The 26,692-nt window shown below is 57.9% G+C and carries 22 protein-coding genes; 12 read left to right on the top strand and 10 right to left on the bottom strand.

All coding sequences use genetic code 11. The annotated features are described in order from the left end of the window. From WA354_RS10330 to WA354_RS10315, 4 genes are all read left to right on the top strand, one after another. The coding region (locus WA354_RS10330; protein ID WP_472812928.1) for an FtsX-like permease family protein at positions 1-1,274 on the top strand (1,274 nt) is incomplete at its 5' end. A 151-nt stretch (positions 1,275-1,425) separates the two neighbouring features. After that, on the top strand, positions 1,426-1,662 hold the full coding sequence (locus WA354_RS10325; protein WP_472812927.1) for a hypothetical protein: 237 nt from the start codon (positions 1,426-1,428) through the stop codon (positions 1,660-1,662). Positions 1,663-1,823: 161 nt separating this feature from the next. Next, positions 1,824-3,752 (top strand): asparagine synthase (glutamine-hydrolyzing), encoded by a 1,929-nt coding sequence (gene asnB / locus WA354_RS10320; RefSeq protein WP_472812926.1) that lies wholly within the window; start codon positions 1,824-1,826, stop codon positions 3,750-3,752. Positions 3,753-3,776: 24 nt separating this feature from the next. Beyond that, on the top strand, positions 3,777-4,601 hold the full coding sequence (locus WA354_RS10315) for a 3-keto-disaccharide hydrolase (protein ID WP_472812925.1): 825 nt from the start codon (positions 3,777-3,779) through the stop codon (positions 4,599-4,601). 105 nt (positions 4,602-4,706) lie between these two features. On the opposite strand, the gene WA354_RS10310 is transcribed toward WA354_RS10315, so the two are convergent. Continuing rightward, on the bottom strand, positions 4,707-5,291 hold the full coding sequence (locus WA354_RS10310; protein ID WP_472812924.1) for a hypothetical protein: 585 nt from the start codon (positions 5,289-5,291) through the stop codon (positions 4,707-4,709). A gap of 184 nt (positions 5,292-5,475) precedes the next feature. Between WA354_RS10310 and WA354_RS10305 the strand changes: the two genes are divergently transcribed. Beyond that, a complete protein-coding gene (locus WA354_RS10305; RefSeq protein ID WP_472812923.1) occupies positions 5,476-6,393 on the top strand; it encodes an alpha/beta fold hydrolase in 918 nt (305 codons plus the stop codon). A 227-nt stretch (positions 6,394-6,620) separates the two neighbouring features. Next, positions 6,621-7,073 carry a hypothetical protein gene (locus WA354_RS10300; protein WP_472812922.1) on the top strand — a complete coding sequence of 151 codons (453 nt, stop codon included), beginning with the start codon at positions 6,621-6,623 and terminating at the stop codon, positions 7,071-7,073. 77 nt (positions 7,074-7,150) lie between these two features. On the opposite strand, the gene bglX is transcribed toward WA354_RS10300, so the two are convergent. After that, entirely contained in the window at positions 7,151-9,460 is a 2,310-nt protein-coding gene (gene bglX, locus WA354_RS10295; protein ID WP_472812921.1) for a beta-glucosidase BglX, read from the bottom strand. Positions 9,461-10,096: 636 nt separating this feature from the next. Between bglX and WA354_RS10290 the strand changes: the two genes are divergently transcribed. After that, positions 10,097-11,401: a hypothetical protein gene (locus WA354_RS10290; protein WP_472812920.1), complete on the top strand. Its 1,305-nt coding sequence runs from the start codon at positions 10,097-10,099 to the stop codon at positions 11,399-11,401. 40 nt (positions 11,402-11,441) lie between these two features. Here the strand turns inward: WA354_RS10290 and WA354_RS10285 are convergent, their stop codons facing one another. From WA354_RS10285 to glyA, 4 genes are all read right to left on the bottom strand, one after another. Continuing rightward, complete coding sequence (locus tag WA354_RS10285) at positions 11,442-11,666, bottom strand: hypothetical protein (protein WP_472812919.1); 225 nt, start codon at positions 11,664-11,666, stop codon at positions 11,442-11,444. 75 nt (positions 11,667-11,741) lie between these two features. Next, on the bottom strand, positions 11,742-13,619 hold the full coding sequence (locus tag WA354_RS10280; protein WP_472812918.1) for a glycoside hydrolase family 2 protein: 1,878 nt from the start codon (positions 13,617-13,619) through the stop codon (positions 11,742-11,744). A gap of 206 nt (positions 13,620-13,825) precedes the next feature. Beyond that, on the bottom strand, positions 13,826-14,407 hold the full coding sequence (locus tag WA354_RS10275) for a hypothetical protein (RefSeq protein WP_472812917.1): 582 nt from the start codon (positions 14,405-14,407) through the stop codon (positions 13,826-13,828). Positions 14,408-14,548: 141 nt separating this feature from the next. Continuing rightward, a complete protein-coding gene (glyA, locus tag WA354_RS10270; RefSeq protein WP_472812916.1) occupies positions 14,549-15,859 on the bottom strand; it encodes a serine hydroxymethyltransferase in 1,311 nt (436 codons plus the stop codon). A 471-nt stretch (positions 15,860-16,330) separates the two neighbouring features. Between glyA and WA354_RS10265 the strand changes: the two genes are divergently transcribed. After that, complete coding sequence (locus WA354_RS10265) at positions 16,331-17,011, top strand: hypothetical protein (protein ID WP_472812915.1); 681 nt, start codon at positions 16,331-16,333, stop codon at positions 17,009-17,011. On the opposite strand, the gene WA354_RS10260 is transcribed toward WA354_RS10265, so the two are convergent. Then, positions 16,960-17,763 carry a DUF1223 domain-containing protein gene (locus tag WA354_RS10260; RefSeq protein WP_472812914.1) on the bottom strand — a complete coding sequence of 268 codons (804 nt, stop codon included), beginning with the start codon at positions 17,761-17,763 and terminating at the stop codon, positions 16,960-16,962. The genes WA354_RS10265 and WA354_RS10260 overlap by 52 nt on opposite strands. A 203-nt stretch (positions 17,764-17,966) precedes the next feature. Between WA354_RS10260 and WA354_RS10255 the strand changes: the two genes are divergently transcribed. Then, positions 17,967-18,590 (top strand): hypothetical protein, encoded by a 624-nt coding sequence (locus tag WA354_RS10255; RefSeq protein WP_472812913.1) that lies wholly within the window; start codon positions 17,967-17,969, stop codon positions 18,588-18,590. Between the two features lie 46 nt (positions 18,591-18,636). After that, a complete protein-coding gene (locus WA354_RS10250) occupies positions 18,637-19,518 on the top strand; it encodes a M23 family metallopeptidase (protein WP_472812912.1) in 882 nt (293 codons plus the stop codon). 117 nt (positions 19,519-19,635) lie between these two features. Here the strand turns inward: WA354_RS10250 and WA354_RS10245 are convergent, their stop codons facing one another. Both WA354_RS10245 and WA354_RS10240 read right to left on the bottom strand, forming a co-directional pair. After that, on the bottom strand, positions 19,636-20,916 hold the full coding sequence (locus WA354_RS10245; RefSeq protein ID WP_472812911.1) for an alpha/beta hydrolase family protein: 1,281 nt from the start codon (positions 20,914-20,916) through the stop codon (positions 19,636-19,638). Between the two features lie 15 nt (positions 20,917-20,931). Beyond that, a complete protein-coding gene (locus WA354_RS10240) occupies positions 20,932-21,375 on the bottom strand; it encodes a vitamin K epoxide reductase family protein (protein ID WP_472812910.1) in 444 nt (147 codons plus the stop codon). Between the two features lie 125 nt (positions 21,376-21,500). Here WA354_RS10240 and nadD point away from each other — a divergent pair, with 125 nt between their 5' ends. Both nadD and rsfS read left to right on the top strand, forming a co-directional pair. Then, a complete protein-coding gene (nadD, locus tag WA354_RS10235; protein ID WP_472812909.1) occupies positions 21,501-22,220 on the top strand; it encodes a nicotinate (nicotinamide) nucleotide adenylyltransferase in 720 nt (239 codons plus the stop codon). A gap of 92 nt (positions 22,221-22,312) precedes the next feature. Next, positions 22,313-22,879, top strand: coding sequence for a ribosome silencing factor (rsfS, locus tag WA354_RS10230; protein WP_472812908.1), 567 nt, complete (start codon positions 22,313-22,315; stop codon positions 22,877-22,879). A gap of 112 nt (positions 22,880-22,991) precedes the next feature. On the opposite strand, the gene WA354_RS10225 is transcribed toward rsfS, so the two are convergent. Beyond that, the gene (locus WA354_RS10225; protein WP_472812907.1) at positions 22,992-26,438 is read right to left on the bottom strand and encodes a TonB-dependent receptor; all 3,447 of its coding nucleotides are present in this window, start codon (positions 26,436-26,438) and stop codon (positions 22,992-22,994) included. Positions 26,439-26,692 lie beyond the last annotated feature (254 nt).

The following is a 26,692-nucleotide window of genomic DNA, read 5'->3' as shown; positions in this document are numbered from 1 at the left end:
TTCCGGGACTTCGGATAGCCGGCGGCAATCTGCAGGAGTCGTTGAAAGATGCGGGACCGGGCGCGAGCTCCAGCCGCAAGCACGAGCGCACGCGGTCCATTCTCGTGGTGTCGGAGGTGGCGCTGGCATGCATGCTGCTGGTCGGCGCAGGGTTGCTGTTGCGCAGCTTTATCAATGTTCTGAATGTTGATCTTGGATTCCAGCCGGACCGTGCAGCGGCAATCAAGCTCACCTACGACGACAGTGTCCCAGGAGACAAAACCGGGGATTTGAGCGCGCGGAAGCGGACGGAAATTTTCCAACAGACTCTGACGCGCGTAGGAGCGCTGCCTGGAGTGGAGGCTGCGGGGATGGTCGACTATCTTCCGCTTGGGCAGAATCGCGCTTGGGGAACCCCCATCCCCAAGGGTAGAAATCGGAAGGATTTCAAGGATATAGCTGGACCACTGGTTTATGTGATTTCGCCGGGCTACATGCGCGCGATGGGTACCGGGCTGCGTGGGCGCGACTTCACCTGGGAGGACGGACCGAAGAGCGAAAGCGTCGTGCTGATCAATGATTCGATGGCACACTTCTTCTGGCCGAATGAAGATGCGGTAGGGAAAGTCCTTGGAAATGGTACTGACGACAAGAACAACCTGCGCGTGGTTGGCGTTGTGTCAGATGTCCACGAGGAAAACGTCGACGGCGACCCAGGCTGGCAGATCTACTACCCAATGACGCAGGCGACCCCGAATGGCGCGGAGCTCGTGATTCGTACGAAGCTGCCTCCGGGTTCGCTGGCAAGCAGTGTACTGGCCGCGCTACGGGATATGAATCCCAAGCAGCCGGCCGCCGAGTTCAAGCCGATACGTTTGCTTGTGAGCCATGCCGTCTCGGGGCGGCAGTTCTTTATGCTCCTCGTGGTTTCGTTTGCAACCCTCGGGTTGCTCCTTGCAGCGCTTGGCATTTATGGCGTGATCTCGTACTCGGTTACGCGGCAGACGCAGGAGATTGGCATCCGTATGGCTTTGGGAGCAAGCGCGGGAACCGTGCAGCGACATGTACTGGCCGGGACATTGCGCCTGGCGATCATCGGCGTTGTGCTTGGTGCAGCGGCTTCTATCGCGGGAGCGCGGCTGATTGCTTCGCTTCTATTCGAGACATCCCCGTGGGATGCGCTGACCTACGTCAGCATGGCGATCGCGCTGCTGGCTGTAGCTGGGGTATCTGGATTCATTCCGGCGTTTCGTGCTTCGCGCATCAACCCGACGGTGGCTCTGCGCGCCAACTGAATCGCGGTCCGATTCTCTGAATACATCGGCGGTCTTATCCACCGCGAGGGCCAAGGACCGCAGCTCGGGGCATCAGGCTTGTTACTGTCAGTCCGCATTTTGCCTCTGGCCAATTGGACGGATCCGGTCCAGAATGTGGGCAGGAGTGCCCATGCCACCGATCCGAATCACCCGGGAGATCCACCAGGGCTGGCTGAGCGGAAACGGAATTCACTGCAAATGCAGGGTGGAACTCGTAGTAAGAAACCGTCCCAATTTCCCGCCCGAACGAACACTCGATGTCTGGATTCCGGAAAAGCCACCGGAAGGCAGCTACAAACTGCAGATCGACAGCACTACGCTTGATGTTGAATTCAAGCGTGGAGCATGGCTTGAAGCCGTAGCGTGATTATTCCTGCGGCGTAAGCGTGTCCCGGGTTTTAGTACCGGGACTGCGCCAATTTCGATTGCGCATTGCATCACCGGCCCGTATGCTTCTCCTCGCGGTCCGCTTCCCCGTTGAGCCTCTTCGGACGGCCAAATGAACTCCCATACAAGGAGCACGCAAGAATGTGCGGAATTGTGGCCGTCTACTCGCGCCGCGAGCCTATCTCGCCGGCAACGCTGGAGCGCGCAACGAAGTCTCTCTATCACCGCGGGCCTGACGGGCAGCGGCAATGGATCAGCCGCGATAATCGTGTTGGCTTCGGCCACGCGCGCCTGAGCATCATCGATCTCGCCACCGGCGACCAGCCGATTGCGAGCGAGGATAACCGGACTCGCATCGTTGCCAATGGGGAGTTCTATCAGTACGAAGCGATTCAGCGGGAATTGGAAGCGCGGGGACATCGGCTCCGCACGCGTTCAGACAGTGAGATAGCGCTTCATCTTTACGAAGAACTGGGGCCGCAATGCCTGCACCAGCTTCGCGGAGAATTCGCTTTTGTGATCTGGGATGAGAAGGAGCAAACACTGTTTGCGGCGCGCGACCGCTTCGGCATCAAGCCTCTCTTCTATGCCTGGCGCAACAACACGCTTTACATTGCTTCGGAGGCGAAGGCTCTGTTTGCCGCAGGCGTCCCGGCCCGGTGGGATGAAGAGAGTGTCTACCAGTCGTTCACATTTGGCGGCCACCAGATGCGCACGCTCTATGAAGGCGTGCACCTGGTTCCACCGGGACACTATCTGATCGCGACGGAAGGGCATTTTCAGGTCACGCGCTACTGGGACTTCAACTATCCGGTTGCGAGCGATGCTGCACCGAAACGGTCGGATGCGGACTATGCCGCTGAGTTTCGCCATGAGTTGGAAGAGGCGGTTCACGTCCGTTTGCGTGCGGATGTGCCGGTGGGCGTCTATCTAAGCGGCGGCCTGGACTCCTGTGCAGTGCTGGGGCTGGCTGCGCGCCACCATCCCGACCCAATTCGTGCATTCACACTGACCTTCGATGATGCTGCGTACGACGAAGGGCCGATTGCGCGTGAAATGGCCTCGCTGGCTGGGGCCGAATTCAATCCCATTCCGATCAATCAGAATCATCTGGCTGAGAATTTTGCGGCCGCCATTCTGCAGTCGGAGACGTTCTGCGTAAACGCGCACGGCGTGGCGAAGTTTCTATTGAGCAAAGCGGTGCGCGATGCCGGCTATAAGGTTGTAATCACGGGCGAGGGTTCGGATGAGATTCTTGGCGGATATGCGCACTTCAGGCGCGACATGCTGCTCTACAATCGCGAGGGCCAGGACCCGGCAGAGATCGAGCAACTGCTGGCATGGCTCAACGAGAACAATACTGTGTCGCGCGGGCTGCTGCTGCCAGATGGAGATGCGGGCAATCTCGATGCGGTTCGGCGGATCCTGGGATATGTGCCTTCGTGGTTTGAGACGTTCTCGTCGCGTGCAGTGAAAGCGCGGCCCCTCATGGCCGGGGACTTCGGTTGCCGGTTCAAGCACCGCGAAGACTATTTGCAGTTGCTGTCGGATATCGATGTACCGCGGCAGTTGAAGGGCCGCGACGCACTCAACCAGTCGCTATATCTTTGGGGAAAGTCGGTGCTCGCGAACTACATTCTGACCATGCTGGGCGACCGCATGGAAATGGCGCACTCCATCGAAGGGCGCGTGCCGTTTCTGGATCACCACGTGGTGGAATGCATTTGCAGGCAGCCGGTGAACCAGAAGATTCGCGGCATGACGGAGAAGTATGTTCTGCGCGAGGCGGTTCGCGATGTTATTACCGACACGGTGTACCGCCGCCAGAAGCATCCGTTTCTGAGCCCGCCGGCCACGTTGAATCCGGAGCAGACGTTCAACATCTACGTGCAGGACATGCTGCGCGGTTCGGTGATGGCTTCAATTCCCTATTTCGATCAGAAGAAGATCGTGGCAATGCTGGATGGACTGAGCAGGATGGATGCGGGCGCGCGCACGGCTTATGACCAGATCCTGATGCCGCTGGTGAGCATGTGCGTGATCCGCGAGGGATTCGGGATGGAGTGTTGAAGCGCAGGGGAAGAGTGTGGGTGGGTGTATACTCCCGACGTTATGCTCACTAACATTTCCAAGCTCGTCTTTTTCGCATCTCTCGTTATAGTGGCGATTTCATCAAACGCGCAGCAGCCGGCCGCGACGCCCGACACGCAAGCCAAGCCCAAGCCGGAAGACACCGAGATCTGGCAGCCGGTGCCGAAGGTCGTTACTCCTGCCGCGGAGTGCAATGCACCGCCCTCGGACGCGATCATTCTTTTTGACGGAAAGAATGTGGACGAGTGGGTTAACGTGAAAGACAAACAGCCCGCTCTATGGGATGTCCACGATGGCGTCATGACGGTGAACAAGACGGGCGGCAGCATCGAGACCAAACGCCGCTTCAAGGATTATCAGCTGCATGTGGAATACAAGATTCCGGCGAGTATTACGGGGACCGGGCAGGGACGCGGCAACAGCGGGGTGTTTCTTGCGTCGACCGGGCTTGGCGACGATGGCTACGAGTTGCAGGTGCTGGACGGTTACAACAATCCGACGTACGTGAACGGTATGGCGGGGAGCATCTACAAGCAGAGCATTCCGCTGGCAAATGCGAGCCGCAAACCGGGCGAGTGGCAGACCTACGACGTAGCGTGGACAGCGCCGGCGTTTAACGACGACGGCTCGCTGAAGACACCGGCGTATGTGACTGTCTTCTTCAATGGCATCCTGGTGCAGAATCATTTTGAGTTGAAGGGGCAGACGCTCTATATCGGAAAGCCCTTCTATAAGAAGTACGACACTGCGCCGATCAAGCTGCAGGCTCACGGAGACAAGAGCGAGCCAATGAGCTTTCGCAATATCTGGGTGCGCGAGCTGCCGTAATTTGCTTTCGGCCAGGGGCTGATTTTGCCTGGTCCTTTCGGCATGACTAAGAGCCATGCCCTGATACCAACCCCGCCTCGATGAGTTTCTCGGCAGTCTTCAGTGTCAATGTGCCATGGCTTGCGTCTTGGCCATCATGACGGCATTCCTGAGAGCCGTGACGAATTCGTGGGCGGCAGTGGTGTCGTTGAACGTTAGACCGAAGGCCTCAACCTGGTCCTGAACCTGGCCATAGTCGGAACCGCTGTGCGGACCGGGGCCGAGATGCTGAAGCTTCTCGCGGTCGTAGATCAGGGCGCGGAATTTCTTTCCCGGCATGCCCACGACAACAACCATCACGGCATCGCCTTTGTCCCCGGGCTTATATGCAATTGGCGCGTCAGGATTGGTGAAGACGCGATCCTCGCCCATCAGCGATTCATCCACGTCTGCAAGCGGAACAGTAATGGAGGAAAGGGGAAACGCGTACCGATACCACGCGACCTTGCCGTCTTCTTCGCGCGGCAGGGCACACACGGGTGCGGGCATGTTGGGCTCGATAACGAGGGTTTGGCCGTCGAGCAAAACAATACTGCCCGAGGCAGTGTAGGCGGTCTTCATCTGCTCCATGCGCGAGCGGAGGTCCTGCGCACTGCAGGCGATGGAGCCAAGGACAAGGCAACTCAGCAACAAGCGAAGCAAGGTCTTCATGGATGAGCCTTCAATGTGTTTTTAATGGTGGAACTGTTTCTGGAAAAATAGTGAGATTTATCGCACCAGGGTATTACGAAGGACATGGGCCCGTTCCTCTTCTGTTGCGCGAGGGCCCGATAAGATCGGAATCCGATTGTGCGTAAGATGCTACGATTCAGGCAATTCCAGCGAGGTTAAAGAGATGGCGAAACGAAGAATTCTCGCAACTTTGGCTTGTACAACTTTAGTGGGAGTTCTTGCGGCGGAGGCGCCGGCACCGCTGCTCACTCCTGAGTCGAAGCTTCCCGCACGGCACAGTGTCCCCGTCTTCGGTCAGAAGATTGTCTACTACGACGTGGGTTCGGGACCGGTGATCGTGCTCGTCCACGGCTTCGGAAGCGAGGCGCGGTTCGACTGGGGCAATGTGCTGATCCCGCTTTCGCAGCACCATCGTGTGATCGCGCTGGATCAGATCGGGTTTGGCGCTTCTGACAAGCCTTTCATTGATTACTCGATCCAGACTTACGTCGATTTTCTTGGGGAATTTCTCCGCACTCAGAATGTGCATGAATTCACGCTGGCGGGCGAATCACTGGGTGGATGGATCTCAGCGCTGTACACAATCGAATCTCTGGCTCCCGCGAATGCAGGCCCGAATGCGCTGCCCCGACCGACCCGGCTCGTGTTGTCGGACGCAGCGGGAATGTCAGCGGCGCACATGACAGAACAGTCCATGCCAATTCCTATTGCGGGTACGTTGGCCGACGCGCATGGTGTTGCGATTGTTTTCCATGACAAGTCGCGCGTGACGGATGACTTCGTGCGCGAGGCCTGGGCGATGAAGATGAGAGCCAACGACGGATTTACGGAGCGCTCGATCTGGAGCAATCCGAAAATCACAGCCGAGGTTGTAAAGGACCGCATCGGCTCGATCTCAGTGCCGACGCTGGTAGTGTGGGGCGGCAACGACGAACTTGTGCCTATCGAACAAGGTCGCGCTTATGCTGCGGGCATTCCCGGCGCGAAGCTTGTCGTTGTTCCTGAATGCGGTCATGCACCGTCGATTGAAAAGCCGAATGACTTCCTTGGCGCAATCATTCCGTTTGTCGACGGTCATTAGAGTTTGTTGCGAGAGATGTTTTCACCGGGTCAGCACAGTGCCGCAATCATTCCGTCCCACGCGGACTTGGAAGGTGGGCAACCTTTGTTGCGCGTCCTCATCTCAACTTGCTGACAGTAGTTCTTTCGACGCTCTCGAATCCACAATGCACCAGGCAAAATTAGATATCAGTTCAAATCATTCATCGCTTTGCCCATGCGAGCGGCAATCAAAGCAGGAGAAAATTTATGGCTGAGTTTAGAAGAGAAGAAACTATCGGCACCAGGGATCTTTCCACCGCGGCACTGGCGCATGCCAACGAGCCGATAGAGCAGAAGTTTGTGGAAAATCGCGAAGACGGACGCGATCGAAGCGGGTCGGTTGAGGAGCGCCTCAAGGGCAGCGGGATGCAGCCTTCGGAAACCGAAGAGCAAGCCGCGCTGTTTTCGCAGGATGAGTCAAAGGATTTGTACGCCAAGTGGGACGCAATCCAGGTGGGATTTGTGGATGAGCCTCGCCAGGCAGTGGAGCGCGCAGATTCGCTGGTGGCCGGCGCAATGAAGCGGCTGGCGGAGGTATTCGCAGAGGAGCGCGCACGACTGGAAGGGCAGTGGGATCGCGGCGACAGCGTTTCAACGGAAGAGCTGCGACTTGCACTGCGCCGTTACCGCGCCTTCTTTGGACGGCTGCTCTCGGTTTAGACTCGAGCAGCACAACAGGCCGGAATGTTCCCCCACCCCTTGGGTACATTCCGGCCATTTTTGTTTGGGATCAGCCTTTATTCCGTGACGGTCAGCTCGGTATGCAGGCCTCCGGTGGAGTCCTCGCCTGCCCACACATCGAATGTGCTGGGCTCGACCGCCCATACTTTTGTTTGCGGGCTCCAGAATTCGAGCTCGTCCTTGCCAAGCGGGAACCTTACCGTCTGCGTTACGCCAGGCTGCAGCGTGACGCGCTTGAATCCTTTGAGCTGGCGGACCGGGCGCGATGCGGAACCCCAGCGCTGGTGTATGTAGATTTGCACGACGGCATCGCCGGCAACCTTGCCGGTATTGGTGACGTCGACCTGGACCTCAGTCGCCCCTCCTACCTTGATGCTGCCTTTACTGAGAGCCAGGTGATCGAATTTGAAACTGGTATAGCTCAGGCCATAGCCGAAGGGGTATAGCGGCTTGCTTGAGACGTCCCAATAGCGCGAGGTGAAGCTGGGCCGATCTTCGGGTTCGTGTGTGAGGTTGTGGTTGTAGTAAAGCGGCTCCTCACCAGCGCTCTGTGCCCAGCTGATGGGCAGCTTGCCACCCGGGTTTACATCGCCGAAGAGAACGTCGGCAACAGCATTGCCGCCTTCGGTGCCTGGATACCACGCTTCGAGGATGGCCGGAACATGCTGCCTTGCCCAGCGAATGTCGAGCGGGCGGCCGTTCTCCAGGATGAGCACGACGGGCCTACCAGTCGACGCTACCGCCTCAAGCATTTGCTGCTGAACGCCCGGCAAATCCATTGAGGCACGCGAGGCCGATTCGCTGCTCATGACCGCGGTTTCGCCCAGCACCGCGATCACAACGTCCGCCCCAGCAGCAGCAGCCTTCGCTTTTGCAACCGACTCGGCGATCTCAGCTTCGGTGGGTGGCGGCGGTGGTTTGGCCCCCGAGATTGTGTCGAACAGCGACGGAAAAAGGCGCACCGGACTGGGTCCTGCGACGTAGTCGATCTCCACGCCGGAACCGAGTCTGTTCTTCAGACCCGCGAGCACGGTAACCGGATGACTTTTTGAACCGCCGCCAAAGAGGCCTTCAACTGTCCAGCCACCTTCGATGTCGCGAACGGAATCGGCAAGCGCACCGATGACTGCGATCTTCTTTATGGACTTGTTGAGCGGCAAGGTATGGTTGTCATTTTTCAACAAGACCATGGAACGGGCCGCGACCTTGCGCTCGAGCTCTCTGCCTTCAGGACGGTTGAGGGTCGAGTCGACCTTCGTTTCATCGACGTAGGGGTGATCGAAGAGACCGAGTTGGTACTTTACTTCGAGGATTGGAAGTACAGCGGCATCCAGCTGAGCTTCAGAAACCTTGCCGGAGTGAACAAGGCCGGCTAGATATTTCGGGTAGGTCAGACTGGCCATGTCCATGTTGAGGCCCGCAGTGACAGCCTTATAGGCGGCATCTTCGGGATCCTTGGCGTAGCCATGGGTTTGCAGGGCGCCTACGGCCCAGGCGTCGGAAACCACGAAGCCCCGGAAGCCCCATTGCTTGCGCAAAACGTCGGTCAGCAGCCAGCGGTTACCGGTGGCCGGGACATCATTGAGGTCCATGTAGGCGCTCATGAAGCTGCCGGCGCCGGCCTGTTCGGCGGCATGGAAGGGAACGAGATAGACGTTCTGCATGAGCTCTTCAGGAACGTAGGAGGAGTCGTAATCGCGACCGCCCTCGGCAGCGCCATAGCCTGCAAAATGCTTGACACAGGCTAGCACGCTCTCTGGACCGAGCGATTCACCCTGGAATCCGTGGACCTGTGCGCGTGCCATGGCAGCTCCGAGATACGGGTCTTCGCCGGCACCCTCTACGATGCGACCCCAACGCGAGTCGCGGGCGATGTCGACCATGGGAGTGAAGGTCCAGCGGATGCCGGCTGCGCGCGCATCTTCGCCGGCGAGGTGTTGCGCGGCTTCCTCCACTCCCGGATCCCACGAGGCAGCCATGGCCAGCGGGATGGGAAAAACGGTGCGGTATCCATGGATGACGTCGAATGCGAAGAGGATCGGGATGTGGAGACGCGACTTGTCGACCGCGAGGCGCTGGAGGCGGTTGATCTCCTTGACGTCGATGAGCCAGAGGATGGAGCCCACTTTGCCCTGGACAATCAGGTCATCAGGCTTTTCGCTGGCGAGAAGCGGCATGACGATGCCGGAGGACTGGTTCATCTGCCCGACTTTTTCGTCGACGGTCATCTGTTTGAGCAGTTCTTCAGCCCTTCGATGGGCCTCGGCTTCTGTCATGGGTGCCGTTTGTCCGGCGAGACTCCAGGGTAGGGCGACAACGAGGAACCCGATTGAAACGAGGGCTTTGAAGTACGACTTGCTTGGCATCACTGGGGCAGATCCCTCCGAAGGACCGTTAAGCATACTGCATGAGGAGGATGGTTGGCAGGCTGGCAAAAGAATAATCGCCGTAGACACATTGGATGACGCGGTAGCCGAGGTCCGGCGAGGGCCATCGTGCACGCTAAGGATGTGCGCAACATGAGAGGGCCCTTCACAAAAAGCGCCCCCCGATTAGTCCTGCCTGGATTCATCCAGGTCTGGTAACCGGAGGGGCGAGGAGCCGCAATCACAAGAAAACGCGCCTGAGCGTTACACACGTCGGGCACATCTCCTGGACCGACTTCTAATGTACGCAGAATTGAAGATTGCCAATAGGTTCCATCGGGTAGCAATGAACCGCTTAACGAGATAACCCTCTGTAAGAATTGCCTTTAATCTGGTATGGACATCCGTATTGGCGGGACGTATCATACGCAGTGCGGATAATACAGAAATCAATACGACCTTCTTTTCCACCGGGCTTCCGATGGCTAAGAGATAATCTGGTTCCGCTTTGATTCAGTTTTTGGACTCGTGGCGAGTTGATAACTTTTTCGCATTCAGAACCAAAGGCTCCGGATGCGCAACTTGAGTTCGCGAGCCGTTGCCCGATCGGGCATAGAGCCGCTAAAGGAGTACTGAATGCCGCTGGCGCCCAAATCCATGCAGGACGTGGAGCAGTTGGCGTTTGTCTCTGATCCCGCAGCTATCCGAGAGCAACTGCAAAGACTTCTGGTTCACCCGCTGTTCGCGAATAGCAAGCGCTATCCCGCACTGCTGTCGTACGCAGTGGAGCAGACGCTGCTCGGAAACGCCGCGGAACTGAAAGAACGCAGCATCGGCATCGAAGTTTTCGGCCGTGTGCCAACATACGACGCGAACGCGGATCCGGTAGTCCGCATCACTGCTGGAGAAGTTCGCAAGCGATTAAGCCTCTACTACTATGACTCATCGCATTCCGGCGAACTGGTGATCGAGCTTCCGCTTGGCTCGTATGTACCCTCCTTTCGCCAGCCCGAGTCAATTATCGAAACCGCTCCAGATGCGCTGGAAACCGCCGAAGTCATTAGTCTGCCGCCGACAACGCCCGCCATGTTGGCACCCGCACCAAGCGCAATCGTTCCGACCAGACCCTCGCGGTTCCGCTGGCTCGTGGCTGGAATGATGCTGATCGCTGGTTGCGCGGCAGGTGTTTTTGTGGGAATGCGCGTAAACCAGGGGCCTCCGCCGGACCCGCCTTCGAATATCGATCGCTTCTGGGAACCATTCACTTCAAGCTTGAATCCGACTACCTTCTGCCTGGGTGAGCCTGCGAAGAACATCGACATGGACTCGATCAATTCTTTCGAGGCTCCGGTCAGCGCTCCTGCTGAACCGCAGAAGCTTTATGTGCGGCTTCACCTCTCAGGAAACCTGGCGCTAGCCGATGTGATTACCCTGACGCGCACGGCGGCAGCGCTCGAAGTACGTCATAAGGCTTTTCGCGTGGTCCCGGCCTCTGAGGCCACCTTCGCCCAACTTCGCGAAGGTCCGATTGTGCTGATTGGCGCGTTCGACAATATCTGGACCCTGCGCGTTACACAAAAGCTGCGTTTCGGCTTCGAGTCAAAGGATGGCGTGGCGCTGATTGTCGACCGCAAAAGCCAGACGAAAACAACCTGGGCTACCGCGTGGGATCTGCCATATCAGAAACTCTCGCGCGACTATGCCATTGTGGCGCGCATACACGACAGCACCACCGGCCAGCCGGTGATCATCGCGGCTGGTATCTCAGAAGAAGGAACGGAGGCGGCCGGAGAGATTCTCTATAACCCCCTCTATCTGGATTCGCTGCTGGCCAAGGCTCCCGCCAACTGGGAAAAGATGAACATGGAAGCCGTGATAGAGACGCAGGTCATTGAGGGCCACTCTGGGCCGCCCAATGTTCTCGCCGTCGAAACATGGTAACCCGTACTTGTTCCTCCGATAGCGTTGCGGAAAACGCGATCTACTTCTTTGCCTTCTGAGCTGCCCAGCGCTTGCGCTGTGCATCGGCAATCCGCTTGCGCGCATCGGCGCTTAGCACGCGCTTCTTTTTCTTGGCGGGCGCCTTGCTGTTCTTACTTTTGGATCCCGACGTGGTAACGGCTCGAGAACCTGCAAGCAGAGAACGGACTTGGGTAAGTCTCGCAATCTCCGCATCTATTTCTGCAAGGATAGATTCAATCGACATAAAAAGAGGATATATCATCGCCACCACGCAAGCGCCGATCGACTTATAGCTTACATGCGTGAAACTGCCGTGAATTCAATCGGGTCTTCCGATTGTCTTATCCTTGTAGGCCTTTTGCAGAACGTAGAAGGCTGCTTTCTTCTGGCCCTGATCCGAGATCAATCCTTTGCGGTTGAACTCGTCCTGGATGCCGACCAGGGGGCGGTTCGGAGAACGAAAATCCATGAGGCACCACGGGCTCATGCCTCTGAGTTGCGGAATCTTGTTCAGCATCGGCAACTGATGGCGGAAGACGCTGGCCTGGTATTCCTCCGTCCAGCGTTCGTTCTCGCCGCCATGTAATCCGGCCTTCGCGCCTGCGCCGAATTCGCTGACGATCACCGGCTTCTGATAAGCGATTTGCCACTGGGTTGTATCGGCGCTCTCGGGACGGCCTTCATACCAGCCTATATATTCGTTGATACCGATCACGTCGAGAGCCTGTCCGAGCGGGTCATCAACGATTTTCGTATTGCCCTGGGCACGAACCAGCAATGCGGCCGTGATCAATCGCGTTGGATCTAGACCGCGGGCGCGGGTGGCCAACGTCTCAATGAATTGCGTGCGCGCTGGGGTATTGGGCGTTTCATTCGCCATCGACCAGAGAATGATAGCGGCATGATTGCGCGAGGTATTGATCTCTTCGTCGAGCTGCTGCTCGGCCTTGGCCAGCACTTTTGGATTGTCGAATTGGAGCGCCCAATAGACAGGATTCTCTGACCACACCAGCAGCCCCATGCGATCGGCTGCGCGCAGCATGGTTTCATCGTGGGGGTAGTGGGCCACGCGCACATAGTTGCAACCGAGCTCCTTGGCCCAGCCGAGCAATGTCTCCGCATCTCTGTCAGACCAGGCGCGGCCGGTACGATAGGGCGCCTCGGCGTGGACTGAGACGCCACGCAGAAAGACGGGCTTGCCGTTGAGCAGTATCTCGGTGCCGCGCGTCTCGATTGTGCGAAAGCCGATTAACTCGTTGATCGAATCCTGACCGGCATGAATTGCGACCTTGTAGAGCTTCGGAGACTCAGGCGTCCAGCGCTCCAGGTCCCTCACGTTAAAGTGCAGTGAAGCGCGTCCATCTGCGTCGGTATCCGCAGTGGCCTTCGCTTGCAGATCGGGAATTTCAACTTCTGCTTTCTCGCCCAACTGAGCGCCAACGACGTGCACCCAACCCTCGATCACGCCATCTTCGGTGCGGCTCAGGTGCAAATCGTACTGATCGATGAACGATTCAGGCAATTGGATCAGCGTCACTTCTCGGGTGAGGCCGCCGTAGTTCCACCAATCCGTCTCGAGGGTCGGCACATTGTCTTCGTGGCGGGTGTTGTCGACGGCCGCGACGACGAAGTTGTTGCCGCTATGGACAGCCTGCGTGACTTCGCAATTAAATGCTGTAAAGCCCCCTTCGTGTTCACAGACTTTTTGTCCATTTACCCAAAACCATGAGTGATAGTTAGCCGCGCCAACGTGCAGAAACACGTGAGTATGCGGCTTGGGCTCGTAAGTAAAGTCTTTCTCATACCAGATAGGACCTTCGTAATACATCAGGGACTCACGCTGTGTGTTCCAGTCGCCGGGAACCTTGAGCTTTGGCGCCTTGGAGAAGTCGTACTCGGTTGGGAAAGGATCGCCTGGCTTGGCCTTGTAATTCATGAAGAAGCCATTCTTCTTCTCTTCGTGATGAAAGCTGAACAGGCCGGAGAAATATGGATCGACGATGGACGCCCACTCTCCATTGAGCGAGATCGATGCTCGACGATCGGCGCCTGTGAGCACGATGGGCGCCGGCGCGGCCAAACCAAGCGGAGCGGAGACGGAGATTGCGATGAGAAGAAGGATGAAGAATCGAAGGCTGGAAAATATCCGGGACGCATCAGGGCGGAGAACATCAGGACGGGCCACGAAGGCGTTCATGCCACTCCTCTTGAGATAGCCAGATGGGTTTGATATAGGACTGGTAATTCACGACAAGCGTGCGCCAGCTCTCATCGGACTGACCATATTATCGCCTGGCATCGCGTGATGTACATGCGCGATGCCGGCACGCTCCTGTTTGCACAAGAGAGGAGGGCAGGCCGAGTAACCTGCCCTCTCTTTTCAGCTCAACTTACGTACGCCAGTTATTGAGGTCCGAGATACATGACATGGATGTAAGTTCCGAGGCGCACGTTGTAGGCCAGGTACCAGCCATCGTGATCCGGATCCTCATAAATGACGATGTCGTCACCGGCCCAGTCCCAATCGCCAGCGAAAGCAAAGTCAGACGGGGCAACGCTCCAGTACCACCCGTTGAACCAGAACCGGTTTGGGCCGCCACCCGCGAGATGCCATCCGTGGGACGGTCCAAATCCACCGCTGAAGCGACCATGCTCCCAGGGATGATCGAGATGGTAATTCGCGTCGTTGCGACCGGTGTCGTGCCCGACCCAATGATTGCCTGGATCAACGTGCGGTGCATTGGGATGGCCGGGCTTGTCGCTGTAGTTTCGCTGTTGAGGCGGCTGGGGATGCTGCTCCGGATTCTGTTCGGGCGCTTTGATGTCGTTTGTCTTGTGCGCTGGTGCTGCCTTGGGCGCCTTGTACGGAGCCGGTCCGTGCGATGGCGGGGGCGCCGGCTTACCATGAGCCTCCGGGAATTGTTGCGCAATTGCAGTCAATGACATGGCCAGCAATGCCGTCACTACAAGAGTTGCTGCACGCATGATGATCCTCCACACGCCTACCGGAAAGCAGGGTCGCTGCGTTTGAGGAATCCCGATAAGCCGTTTTCAAACACACTACATGAAACCCGGCGATGGTTGGCAAGTTGCACGTGTACCCGATAAGTGCGGCTTTACAGCGAGTTAGGCGTTGACTGCAACTCCCTGGCGGCGCCATGCATAGAGCGGGAACCTGTTCGCAAGTTCTGCAACCTCGTGACGGATGCGCTCGAGCGCCGCATCGTCATTGCGCTTGTCGAGAGCTTTGGCAATCCAAGCTGCGATAATGCGCATCTCGGGTTCCTTCATGCCGCGCGTCGTAAGTGCCGGCGTGCCGATACGGATGCCGGAAGGCTTGAGCGGCGGATTAGTGTCGTAGGGAATGGCGTTCTTATTGACAGTGATGCCCGCCTTGCCGAGAGCAAGCTCCGCTTCCGATCCGAGGATTCCTTTTTCGAAGACATCCACCAGCAGCAGGTGATTGTCGGTACCGCCGGAGACCAGACGATAACCTGCTTCTTGCATTGCCAGCGCCAGCGCCTTTGCATTGGTCACAATCTGCGCAGCGTAGGTCTTGAACTCGGGCCGCAGGACCTCTCCAAATGCCACTGCTTTGGCAGCGATGATATGTACCAGCGGTCCGCCCTGCTGGCCTGGGAACACGGCCATATCGATGGCCTTGCCGAGCGTCTGCTCAGGCTTCTGGCCGACTTGAAAATCCTTGCCGCAGAGAATCAATCCAGCACGCGGTCCACGCAGTGTTTTGTGCGTGGTGGTGGTCGTGATGTGGGCATGAGGCACAGGTGAGGGGTGCGATCCGCCGGCTACGAGTCCGGCGATGTGCGCCATGTCGAAGATGTACTTGGCACCAACCTTGTCGGCAATTTGGCGCATACGCGCGAAGTCCCATAACCGGGGATAGGCGCTGGCGCCGCCGATGATGACCTTCGGCTTTTCGCGCTCGGCGATGGTTTCGAGTTCGTCGTAATCGATGACTTCGGTATCGCGCCGCACGGTGTAAAAGGTGGTGTGATAGAGCTTGCCGCTGAAGCTCAGCTTGTGTCCGTGGGTCAGATGGCCGCCATGGGCGAGGTCGAGGCCAAGGATCGTGTCGCCGGTCTGGAGTACCGCCATGTAGGCCGATGCATTGGCCTGCGAGCCCGAATGCGGCTGAACGTTGGCGAACTCCGCGCCGAAGATTTGCTTGGCACGGTCGCGCGCAAGATTCTCTACCACGTCAGCGTACTCGCAACCGCCATAGTAGCGGCGTCCCGGATAGCCTTCGGCATATTTGTTGGTAAACACCGAGCCGGCAGCCTCGAGCACCGCTTCGGATACGAAGTTTTCGCTGGCTATCATCTCCAGGCCTTCGTGCTGGCGGAGGGTCTCGTGGTCAACGGCGGCGGCAACTTCAGGGTCGGCTTGGGCCAGGGAAAGGGCCATGCGGTCAGTCATGTTTGAATTTTAGCCCGTCCGTCCCCTGCGCAGAATCTGAAATCTGCGGCGGTTTGACGTGGCGCCCTGGACCGCTGCGGAAAAGCAATCCATAGCTATGCTGGAAGTACGGCCAACACGCGTGGGCTCTCATGAAGTTTACTTCCCAAAACGCCTGCCGGGTTTCCTTGTTCCATTGCTCGTTTGCACAGCCGGCTTCACATTTGCGCAACGAGCGTTCGGCGCGACCGATGAGGCATCAGATATTCGTGTCCGGGGCCCGGGCACTCGTCCGCAACTTGGCTTTGCGTGCTGTGATCAAGGCATTGCTCAGATGCAGACTCTCTTTGCCGATTCCAGCGTGATTGCCTTGTTGACTTCTCGCCGGAGCGGGTTGGGGTGGTGCATCGCCTCAACTAAGACGGCGTTCCCGTAATTGCGTGGATCGAGTTGGCGCCGGAGGACGGCTGCTTCCTGAACGCAGACAACACTTTGAAAGCTGCTGCCCGCATAACAGAATTTGAAACATGGACAGACGAAAATGGGTTGCAGTGGGCCGCAGTGGGATTGGATATCGAACCCAACTTTGGTGAATTGGCTGACATCAAAGCCCATCGTTGGCGTTTCTTTGCGATGCTCCTGCGGAACTGTCTCAATGGCCATCGTCTCGCCGAGGCACGGCGTGCATATTCCGCGATGATCGCAGAGCTTCAGCGTCGCGGTTATGTTGTCCAGACTTACCAGATGCCCTATCTTCCAGCTGAGCGGAGTGCCCACTCCACTGCTTTCGATCGCGTGCTCGGAACCGTGGACGTCCGCGGCAATGAAGAATACCTGATGCTCTATACGAGTGACGTGCGCGAAGTGGGTGCAGGAATGATCTGGTCGCTCGGGTGGAACGCGCAGGCAATTTCCGTCGGAAGCACCTACGGAGATTCGCCGCCAGGTTTAGGCGCTGGAACTCTCGATTGGAACGCGTTCTCCCGCGACCTGATCGTGGCAAGCCACTACACGAACCACGTAGGCATTTACAACTTGGAGGGATGCGTCCGTCAGGGCTTTCTGTCACGTCTTCAAACAATGGATTGGAGCCAGTCGGTCGTTCTTCCCCCTGCATCTGCTCACCGCTGCAGCGTTTGCTCTGCTGCGCCGAGAACGTGGCCGGTTTTGTGATCAACGAGGAAGACGACTACACGCACAGGGCCGCTGGCTTCGTTCTTATGTGTCAAAGGGCCGCCGGGCAGAGTCAGTTCCCGGCCATCGGTAGCATCTGCGCCAAACTCTTTCATCACACGAACGACTGCAGTGTGGTGCAGCGTGCGGCCGGAGTTTTCCCCGCCGGATACTTCCTCGTGCGTTGCATCGGCGGCCAGGACCGCAACGAGTTTTGCGCCGGCAGGAGCTTTTGCGTGGATTGAGAAGTGCGCGGTCCCTTGCTCCCAACGTGCACCTTCGATCGCAAGATTCAGACTGGGTATCTTTGCTTCTTTCTCGATTGCTGCAATCAGGGCAGGGGCATTGCTGCCGACAAACTGTTGAGTTCCATCGACCACCATCTGGGGCGTGTAATTGGAATCGAGACCGAAGCGGCGGCAATATTCTTCCTGTCGCGCCGTCATCGCATCGAACGAGAACGGATCGCTCCAGCCCTGGTGATTCCAATACGTCACATGTTCGCTGAGCACAATCGCCTGCACACCGGAGATGGGCTGCGTGGCATCGAGCTTCGTCAGCAGGGCGTCGGCCGGGGGGCAATCAGAACATCCTTCCGAAGTGAAGAGCTCCACCAGCACCGGAACACGCTGCGCGGGCACACCCGGCGGTGCAGCCTGACCCGAAACTGTTAGTACCAGCCCCTTCGCCAGCGCAAAGGCAAGCAGTGAAGTAAACAGGCGGCCGACGGGAAAGGCACTTCGGAAAGGCATACATACCTTTGATTGACCATTGTTTCCGCGGGTTACACAACTTTCCATATCCTTGGTGCGAGCCGGACTTCCAAGGCACCTAGCCGGTTACCTTCGTTTGCGGACGGGAAAACTTTACTCAGACACGCGAAAACTTTTTAGGGAAGCATGGGTCTGGACACAACATCGGGCCGGAGATCAGTAGACGAGGCCCTGGAGGAACCATGCGACGCACACTGCCCATACTTGCCCTGGCCACATTGTTCGCCTCGGCACCGCTATTCGCCCAGCAGACCGCTCCCGCTGCTCAACCCACAACCACCCAGCCGAAGGAAGGCTCGGTCAACGATCGCCGCCAGGATCAGCAGGACCGCATCGCCAACGGCGTGCAGTCTGGCCAGTTGACCGCCGGCGAGACCAAGAATCTGGAATCGCACGAAGCCAATGTAAATCGCGAGATTAAGGACGATCGTCAGGCTAACGGCGGCAAGCTAACCACGCAGGAACGCCAGCAGGTGAATAAGCAGCAGAACAACATGAGCAAGTCCATCTACGACGACAAGCACAATACCAACACTGCGCACTATGGCAACAACGAAGTCGGCCAGCGCCGCGAAAATCAGCAGGACCGCATCGCGCAGGGCATTAAGAGCGGCCAGATGACTGCCGGGGAAGCCGCCAGGACCGAAAACCGCGAGCAGGGAATCAACCAGCAGGTCCATGCCGACCGCCAGGCCAACGGTGGCAAGCTGACAGGCCAGGAAAAGAAACAAATCAATCATGAGCAGAATGGGGCCAGTCGCCAGATCTATCGCCAGAAGCACAACAGCAAAGTTGCACCTAAATAGATCAGCCCCTCTGCGAGAGAACAACGAAGCCGGTTATGCTGGACGCATGATCGGCTCTCGTTTTGTTGCGCTCGCGTGCTTCTTTGCATTCACTGCAATCAGCGCTCCGCCGCAGCATGCCGCCGTGAAATCTGCCGTGTCGCTTACACCGGCCGTTGTCGAAGCCGGCTCCCCCGAACTGATTGTCATCTCAACACCGAATGCGAAGAGCATCAGCAGCGAATGGCTCGGCAAGAAGATTGAGTTCTTTCAGCGCGGGGAAACGTGGATCGCACTCGCCGGAGTTGACGTGGAAGGAGCCGTGGGACCTTCCACGCTTCAGATCAGCGTGCAGCTCGCGAACGGCGGCCCACTCGACCTCAGCCAGACCATTGAGATTCATCCCGCGCACTACAGAACCGGCGCACTCACCGTGCAACCGAAGTTCGTTGAGCCGGGGCCGGAAGAGCAGAAAGTGATCGCAGCAGACGCCGATCTCAAAGTGAAGGCATTCGCGACAAGTGCACCCGAGCCGCTATGGCATGGGAGCTTTCGTGCACCGGTCCTCGCGCAGCCGACTGACAGCTTTGGAACCCGCCGAATGTTCAACGGCAAGCTGGCCAGTATCCACAAGGGCATGGATTTTCGTGCGCCGAAGGGGACCGTGGTTCGCGCATCAAACAGCGGCGTCGTGGTGCTGGCGCGGCCGCTCTACTACGAGGGCAACTGCGTGATCATTGACCACGGCCTGGGGCTGTACACGGTGTCGATGCATTTCAGCCAGATCGATGTACACGAAGGGCAGCAGGTTGCGACGGGCGACAAGCTGGGGCTCAGTGGCGCAACGGGACGCGTGACAGGACCGCATCTGCATTGGGCTGTTCGCTGGGAAGGCGCTTATCTTGATCCGGGCAAGCTGCTGCGACTGAATCTGGATGCGATTCGGTGATTAGAACTTTAGAACGGGCGTCTCAGCGATCCCAGTGTTTGGTCCGCAACCGGTAAGAAGAGCAACCGCGGATCCCTCGGCCACGCGCGGCATGACAAATCCCGCATACGCGATGGCTTAGCGCGAGACCAGGTCTTCTTCGGCTTCGGGCACGGACTGGGAGGTGGCGGCACCAGCGGCTTTCTCTCTGCGCAGTTCCTTGAAGGCGCGATGTACGAATGAACCCATGTACCAGCCGTCGATGTACTGGAACGGCGTCTCGCCGGTGGTGTAGTGGCCGCAAGGAAGAACGCGCTTCTCGTAATTGAGGCCAACGCGTGTGAATGCTTCGACAACCTGCAGCGAGTACTCTTTGGGAAATGTCAGGTCGTAATTCGCGTAGACCAGCAAAACTTTCTTTTCGGGTCCGCCGGCCTTCGCGCTGGCAATGCGATCGTAGTAGCTCACTGGGCTGATGGCCGACCATAACGCTCGCACCCGGTCCTGGGTCATTCCAGCGTCGTCAAGCGCCTGCTTGATGTGCCGGGTGCTCTGCCCCGCCCACACTACGTCTCCAAATGCTGTCGACGCGTGATTGAAAGCATTCACACGAATGCGTGGATCGTGCGCGCTCGCCAAAAACCCATAGCACGATCCGAGACTCGTGCCCAGCACCCCGAAGTGCTCGTAACCCTGCTCTTCAAGCCAGTCGATGCAGCAGCGGATGTCGACAACGGCCTGGCGGCACGCGGAGAGGGTGCGGCCGATGTTGGCGCTGACTGCGTAATCTGACCGCTCCAGCTCGATCGGCCGGCGAATGTCGTGGTAAGGCTTGGACAACCGCAGCGCGGAGATTCCCATGCGATTGAAGATCGAGCACAGGGAGTTATGACTGAAAGCATCCGCGTTCCATTGCGGCATGACCACGATGGCTTGTTTGGGCCGCCTGGGATCCTTGTGCTCGGGTGCGGGATACCATCGCGCATTCACCAGGTCGTTTTCGGGATAAGGCGTCCGCTCGGGCGAAGTGAAGCGCAAAAACTGCGCCGAGGGGGTCTTGCCCTCGGCGCCGAGGCGCTTGATCTCGGCATCCTTGGCAAGCGTTTCAGGCCGCACATTGGTAGGAAACAGTTCCGGGTGGCGGTCTTCGAGACGGAAGTCGGTCGGCTTCTCGTAGCCGAAGAATACATCACTGTGTCGGATGAGGAGCTGATTGAGGCGCGCCATCGCAGATTCCGCGGCGGCGGGATCACGCATCGATTCAGGAGTCGGGATGGCAGCGCTGAATCCGTGGGCCTCAAGAAACGGCTCGATAAACTCGAAGCCCCACTCCAGCGGCCGCACAACACGATTTTCGTCACGCGTGGTGAGCCGGGTTTCCCAGTCGTACATCCAGCGCGCGTATTTTTCCTTGAACATGTGCTTAGTTCAAGTTTACCAGCGTCTGCGCTGCCGATGGATTGCATCGGCGATAAGCCAGATGAAACCCATGATCATGATCAGCGCGATATCCGCGAGCGAGATGACGCAGTAGAGGCACCAGACGCCGAGTATGTCGCGCTCGACATGCGCCAGATAGAGAGAGAATGCCAATCCCACTCCCGCTGCCAGGGTAAGTGCCGCGCGTTGGCGCGCCAGTCCAAGCCAAACCAGCCCAAGGTACCCCGCGATACCAATGATCGCCACTGGAATACCTTGAATCATGGAATAAGAGCTGTGATTGACGACGCCGCAGTCCCACTTCTCGTTGATCGAGCACGGTGTGGTTCCCACGGTGTAGTGCACCTGAAGCGCCAGGCCCGAAACCACGGCGCCGACCAGGGCAAAAACCGCTATCACATATCGCATCGTGAGAATGATGCTAGCAGAGAATCGCATGAATGCAATTTCAGAGTGGAGTTGTGCCGACACCAACGGGCTTAGTTAGATACGGACGTCTGGAGCGGTCGCCCTGCATTAACTCAAGAGCAGTCACGGGTTGCGAGATGCCGTACCATGAACCCATGCCTGAGCCAGCGAATGAGAGACGGCGAGTCGCCTTCTTTGGGGGTAGCTTCGATCCTCCTCATCTGGGTCACATTGGGGTGGCACGGGCGGCACAGGCAGCTTTGCATCTGGATACAGTTCTCTTTGCTCCGGTGGGTGTTCAACCCTTGAAGCCGGTTGGCTCGACCGCGAGCTTCGAAGACCGCGTGGCCATGACCGAGCTGGCCATCAAGGGGCAGCACCAGTTTGCCATTTCGTTTGCGGACGCACCTGACCCGGGCGGCAGGCCGAACTACACATTCGACACGCTTGTGCGCCTGCGCCAGCAGTTTGCATCAGTGACCCTCTTCACGCTGATGGGTGCCGACTCCCTGCTCGACCTTCGCCGCTGGTATCGCGGTGCGGAGATTCCTGTTGTGGCCCCGCTGATCGTCGCTTCGCGACCAGGCCAGCCCCTTGAAGATCTCGCCGCGATCCTGCCTGAAGGCATGACGATCGCGGAGGATACAGCGGTTGAAGATGTTGCAGAAGTGCATTTGCGAATATTTACGCTTCGCAGCGCGGCAGGAGGCTCCACGCCGTTCTATCTGCTGCCGGGACTGGAAATCGAGATCAGCGCTTCGGATATTCGGAGCCAGGTGAGTGCGGCGATCGATCGCCGTTGTGTAGGGCACGAGCTGCTACCTGATGCGGTTTGCGAGTACATCGCAGAGCATGGCCTTTACCGTCATGAGTGACCCCGCGCGGTTTTCCGCGGGGTCCAAAGCAACCCCGGCTTGCCGGTGCCGAATCCAGAGACTAGGATGAGCGAGGAGAGAAATTCCGCTGCATGAGCACAACCCAGGCGCACGAACAGACCCGCATTCTCGTTCAAGCCGCAGCCGCGGCCTGTGAAGATAAAAAAGGCGAAGATACCCGCATTCTCGAGCTCGATCCAATCGACTCCGGACTATCTGACTTTTTCCTGATTACTTCGGCTACCAATGATCGACAGGCCATCGCCATCGCCGATGAGATTGAATATCGTTTGAAAAAGGATTTCGGCGCGATGCCCCACTCTGTTGAGGGACGTCGCCATGGCGATTGGATTCTGCTGGATTATGTTGATTTCGTCGCGCACGTGTTTCTCACTGAGCGTCGCGCCTTTTACGATATCGAGCGGTTGCGCAAATCGGCACGCCCGCTCACGCCAGCAGAATTCGACGCGGAGCTGAAAGAGGCGCTTGCCACAAAGACCCGCGCGGCCCGTGGCAAGGCAACTGCCGACTCAGAATCGAAGAAGAAACCAAGGAAGACCGCTATTCAAAAGGAAACGAAAAAGCCTGCCGCTAAAAAACCGATAGCCAGGAAAGTGACCGCGAAAAAGCCAAGCAAGAAATCTGCGCCTCGGGCTTGATGGTTCGTTCACACCACGATCAGCGTCCCAAAGTCTTCGCGACAACACAGAAAAAAAGACCGGAAGCCGTGTGGTTGTGGCTCCCGGTCTGTTATTTTTAGCGCAGCTTCGCCTAGAATACGAAGCTGGCTTTCAACTGGATCAACCTGGGCGAAGCATCGCCGCCGAGGAACGCACCCAGAACTGAAGTCGGTGTGCTTGCCGCGGAGTAGATGATGCCGCTCTCGGAGTTATTCACGTCCGCGAAAGGAATCTGGAAGTTCGCGTGATTGAACGTATTGAAGAACTGAGCCGCGACTTTCAGCCTGGCTGATTCCCAGCCTGGCACGACTTTGAAGCTCTTCGAAAGGTCGAGATCAAAGTCTGTGTAGTTCGGTCCAAACAGCTGATTGCGACGCTGCTGTCCGAAGTCGGTGGCGCTGGCGAAGTGAGAGGCAAACTCGCACGGTGTGGTGGCATGTGCGCCGCCGCCGCAGTGATGGTTGAAGTTGTTGTCGAGCTGCATGGCCAGCGGAACGGAGCCGTAGGTGACTGCACCAGAATTATCCGTGACCGAGAAGGGATAGCCGGTGTTGTGGAAGATGGTGCCGGCGAACTGCCAGCCGTCCGTCAAGACCCTCGGACCGCCAAAATGCGGAATTGTGATCGCGTAGTTGGCGCTGATGTAATGCCGCGTATCGTAATCGGAGTTGCCGTAGTTCTGCTGGAGGTTGTAGGGGTTGATCTGGGCGATGGCGTTTACACCGAAGGCATTGAAGCCGCCATTGGAGCTGGTGTCGAGCGCATGCCCGTAGGCGTAGTTGAACTGCAGGGTGAGCCAGTTCAGGCGACTGGTGGCCGTAGCCTGCAAGCCGTTGAAGTTGGAGATGCTGCCGCTGTAGAACTCGGTGACGGAGCCGAGCGAACTGTTCGGACGGGCTGTGGGCAGCGACGCGATAGTGCCGGAGGCGTCATATGCATTGGGCAGCCGTTGGGTTGGCTGGTGGTAAGAGCGGTTGCCAATGTAAGACACCGAGACCACCGTGTTTCTCGCGACCTCGCGCTCGACGGCCAAGCTCCACTCCTCGTATGTTGGGAGCTTGACACTATGCGCGACCGATATAAAGGTCGGCCGGGTGAAGACTCCACCCGTGGCGCAATACAGGCTCGTCGCATCAGGGCAGGTGCCCGCGGCGTTTTTGTAGTAGCCACCAGTAGTAAATAGTGCATTCAGCGCATCGTTTGACGCGACTGCCTGGGAATGGCCGCTGTCGGGCCGGCTTGCATCCAGCGTGATTGCGTTGCCGTAAGCCGCGCCGAGAACCGTAAACCGGTTCACTTCAGGGATGTTCGAAACCAAGTCGCCCATGATCTGCGCCGGGAAGTAATCGGCGAACATGCCGAAACCCGCGCGGATCGTGGTCTTGGAGCCTGAGCCTCCGGGCTGGAACGCGAACCCGATGCGGGGTTCATACGCCACTTCCTGCTGGTTGAAGAAGGCTTTCTCCATGCCGGAAGAGATCAACTGGTTATACGGAGTCGATTGTGAGGTAGGCAGCGAGTTGAAATCCTCAGAAAAATTGGAGACGCAGTTGGTGCGGCAGAGCGGGTTCGAGTTGTGCTCCAGACGGAGCCCGAACGTCATCGTCAGGCCCGGCGCTACCTTCCATTGATCCTGCCCATAGAAACCCTCTACATAGAGCGCAACGGGCTGAGAAAGGCGCTGCGGGAAGCGCTCCGCCCATTCATCCGAATAGCCTGCGGCAAAGTCGCTCTGATCCAGGACGAAGTTCTCGCCGCCGCCATAGGTGATGTTGTGTTCACTCGAGGTGTAATCCGTGATGTCGTCGCGGCGGAAGGCATAACCGAACTTCAGGTTGTGCTTGCCCTTCGTCCAGCTCAGATCGTCGCCGAACTGGTAACCGGTCACGTTGCGGCCCTGCGGGAAGGCATAGTCCGCGCCGCCGATCCAGTTTTGACTGTTGCCAGAATTATCCCAGTCGAATGTGCGAACGCAATTATTGCCGCTTTGGTCCGTCACGCAGCCCGACGCGAACCCTTCAGGGATCAGAACATAGGGAAGATTGGACTGCCCAAGGGTAATGCCGTGCGTATTGGTGAAGATCGCCCGATAGTAGCTGGCCGCGAAGAGGAACTGGTTGGTAATGTTCGGGGTGAAAGTGTGAGTCTCGCTCAGCTGACCTTCATAGGAAGGCTGAGGGCTCTGCGCGTCGAAGATCGGATTGAGGAAGCTTGTCTGTGTCGGCTGGACCCCCTGATCCACCTTTGCGTGGATATAAAGATGATCGCTTGTGCCGAGGTTGAAGTCCACCCGGCTGTTGATCAGCCATTCCGTGGCGAGGTTGGTCGCTTGGCCATTGAAGATCCAGGTGTCCGGATCGGTGGGATCCTGCGAGCCGGAGGTGAAATTCCGGGCATTGTTGTAGTAATTGAAGATCGACTGATACATCGGAGCCTCTGCAGAGAGGCCATTGGCTGCCAGGTTTCCATAAGGGACCAGGCCATTGGGGTTGTTGTAATCGAGAGGCGGATCGGTTCTGGATGGTCCAAGAATCGCCGCCTGGAATTGCGGGCTGGGTGCATACACGGGACCGATCAGCGGAATGATGACGTGAAGGCCTTCGTAGTCGGCGAAGAAGAATATCTTGTCTTTTTTGATAGGTCCGCCGATCGCGGCTGCCCACTGGTTGGCATTGTCAAAGTTGCGCGGCGAACCATAGTACTTGTTGAACCAGCTGTTCGCATTCATCGCTCGCCCGTTCCAGAGGTAGGTCGCGTTGCCATGGAACTTGTTGCCGCCCGAGCGCGAAACCTGGTTTACCTGCGCGCCGCCCAGGCCGCCAAAGGCAGCGTCATAACTGTTTGTCGTGACCGTAACCGTTTCGACGTCGTTCGAACCGAGAAGAAGGTTGGTTGCGCCGGAGTTGTTCAGGTTCAGGTACGGATCGCCCTCATATCCACCGTTCATGGTAAAGGTGTTCGAGGTGCCCGGCAAACCGTTCACCGAGAAGTTGCCGTAGCCCATCTGCGTATTCATTACCGCGCCGGGAGCGGTCTGCGCTACGAACGTCAAGTCGCCGCCGGGGTTCGGCAGGTTCTGGAGCTGATTCAGATCGAAGCTGGTGGAAATCTGTGCGTCATCAGTGTGCAGCACCTCGATCTCGCCGCCGCTCACTTCCACCGTTGTCGACGCCTGGCCGACGCTCAGGGCGAGGTTCGCAGCCGTGATCGTGCCGGCTGTCACCGTCACTTTCGTAGTCGCCGTCGCAAATCCCTTTGCGGATGCCTTTACTTCATAGGTGCCGGGCGAGAGCAAGGGCACGCGATAGTCGCCCACGCGGTCGGTGAGGACCGCCTTTGCCTGGCCCTTTTCAATGCTGGTGACAGTCACCTGGGCATTCGGCAGTGCAGCGCCGGACGCGTCCGTCACGGCTCCGGAAATGTCTCCGGAGATGTTGGATTGGGCGTTGACCGGATGTGTCAGCATCAAGAACGCCAAGGCAACAGGCATCGTCAGCGCTAACGCCAAAACCGCCTTGTTTGAATGCATAAAACGCATAACTGCTCCTCCAAATTCGTGACAAATCGAAAAAGCCCCACCCGTGTGAGGTTCTCAAGCGATTCGCTTATTGTGTCTTTTCGCCCCTTGGTTGGCCTTTTAACCAAATGCGGGCGTGTACCCGCCTTAGGGGCATAGCTGCACCACGCTTAACCTCAATCAATCTAGTTCTGTCTTTCGTCCCTAAAGGCGTGCTGGGAAGGTGCGGGGACAAACGCACAGAGGGAAGAATGCACGATGAATGCCATTCGGAT

Origin of the sequence: Occallatibacter sp. (genome assembly GCF_049802275.1) — a bacterium.
Classification (GTDB): domain Bacteria; phylum Acidobacteriota; class Terriglobia; order Terriglobales; family Acidobacteriaceae; genus Telmatobacter.
Note: the sequence above shows the minus strand (reverse complement) of the source record. Positions and strands in the feature narration are given on the sequence as shown.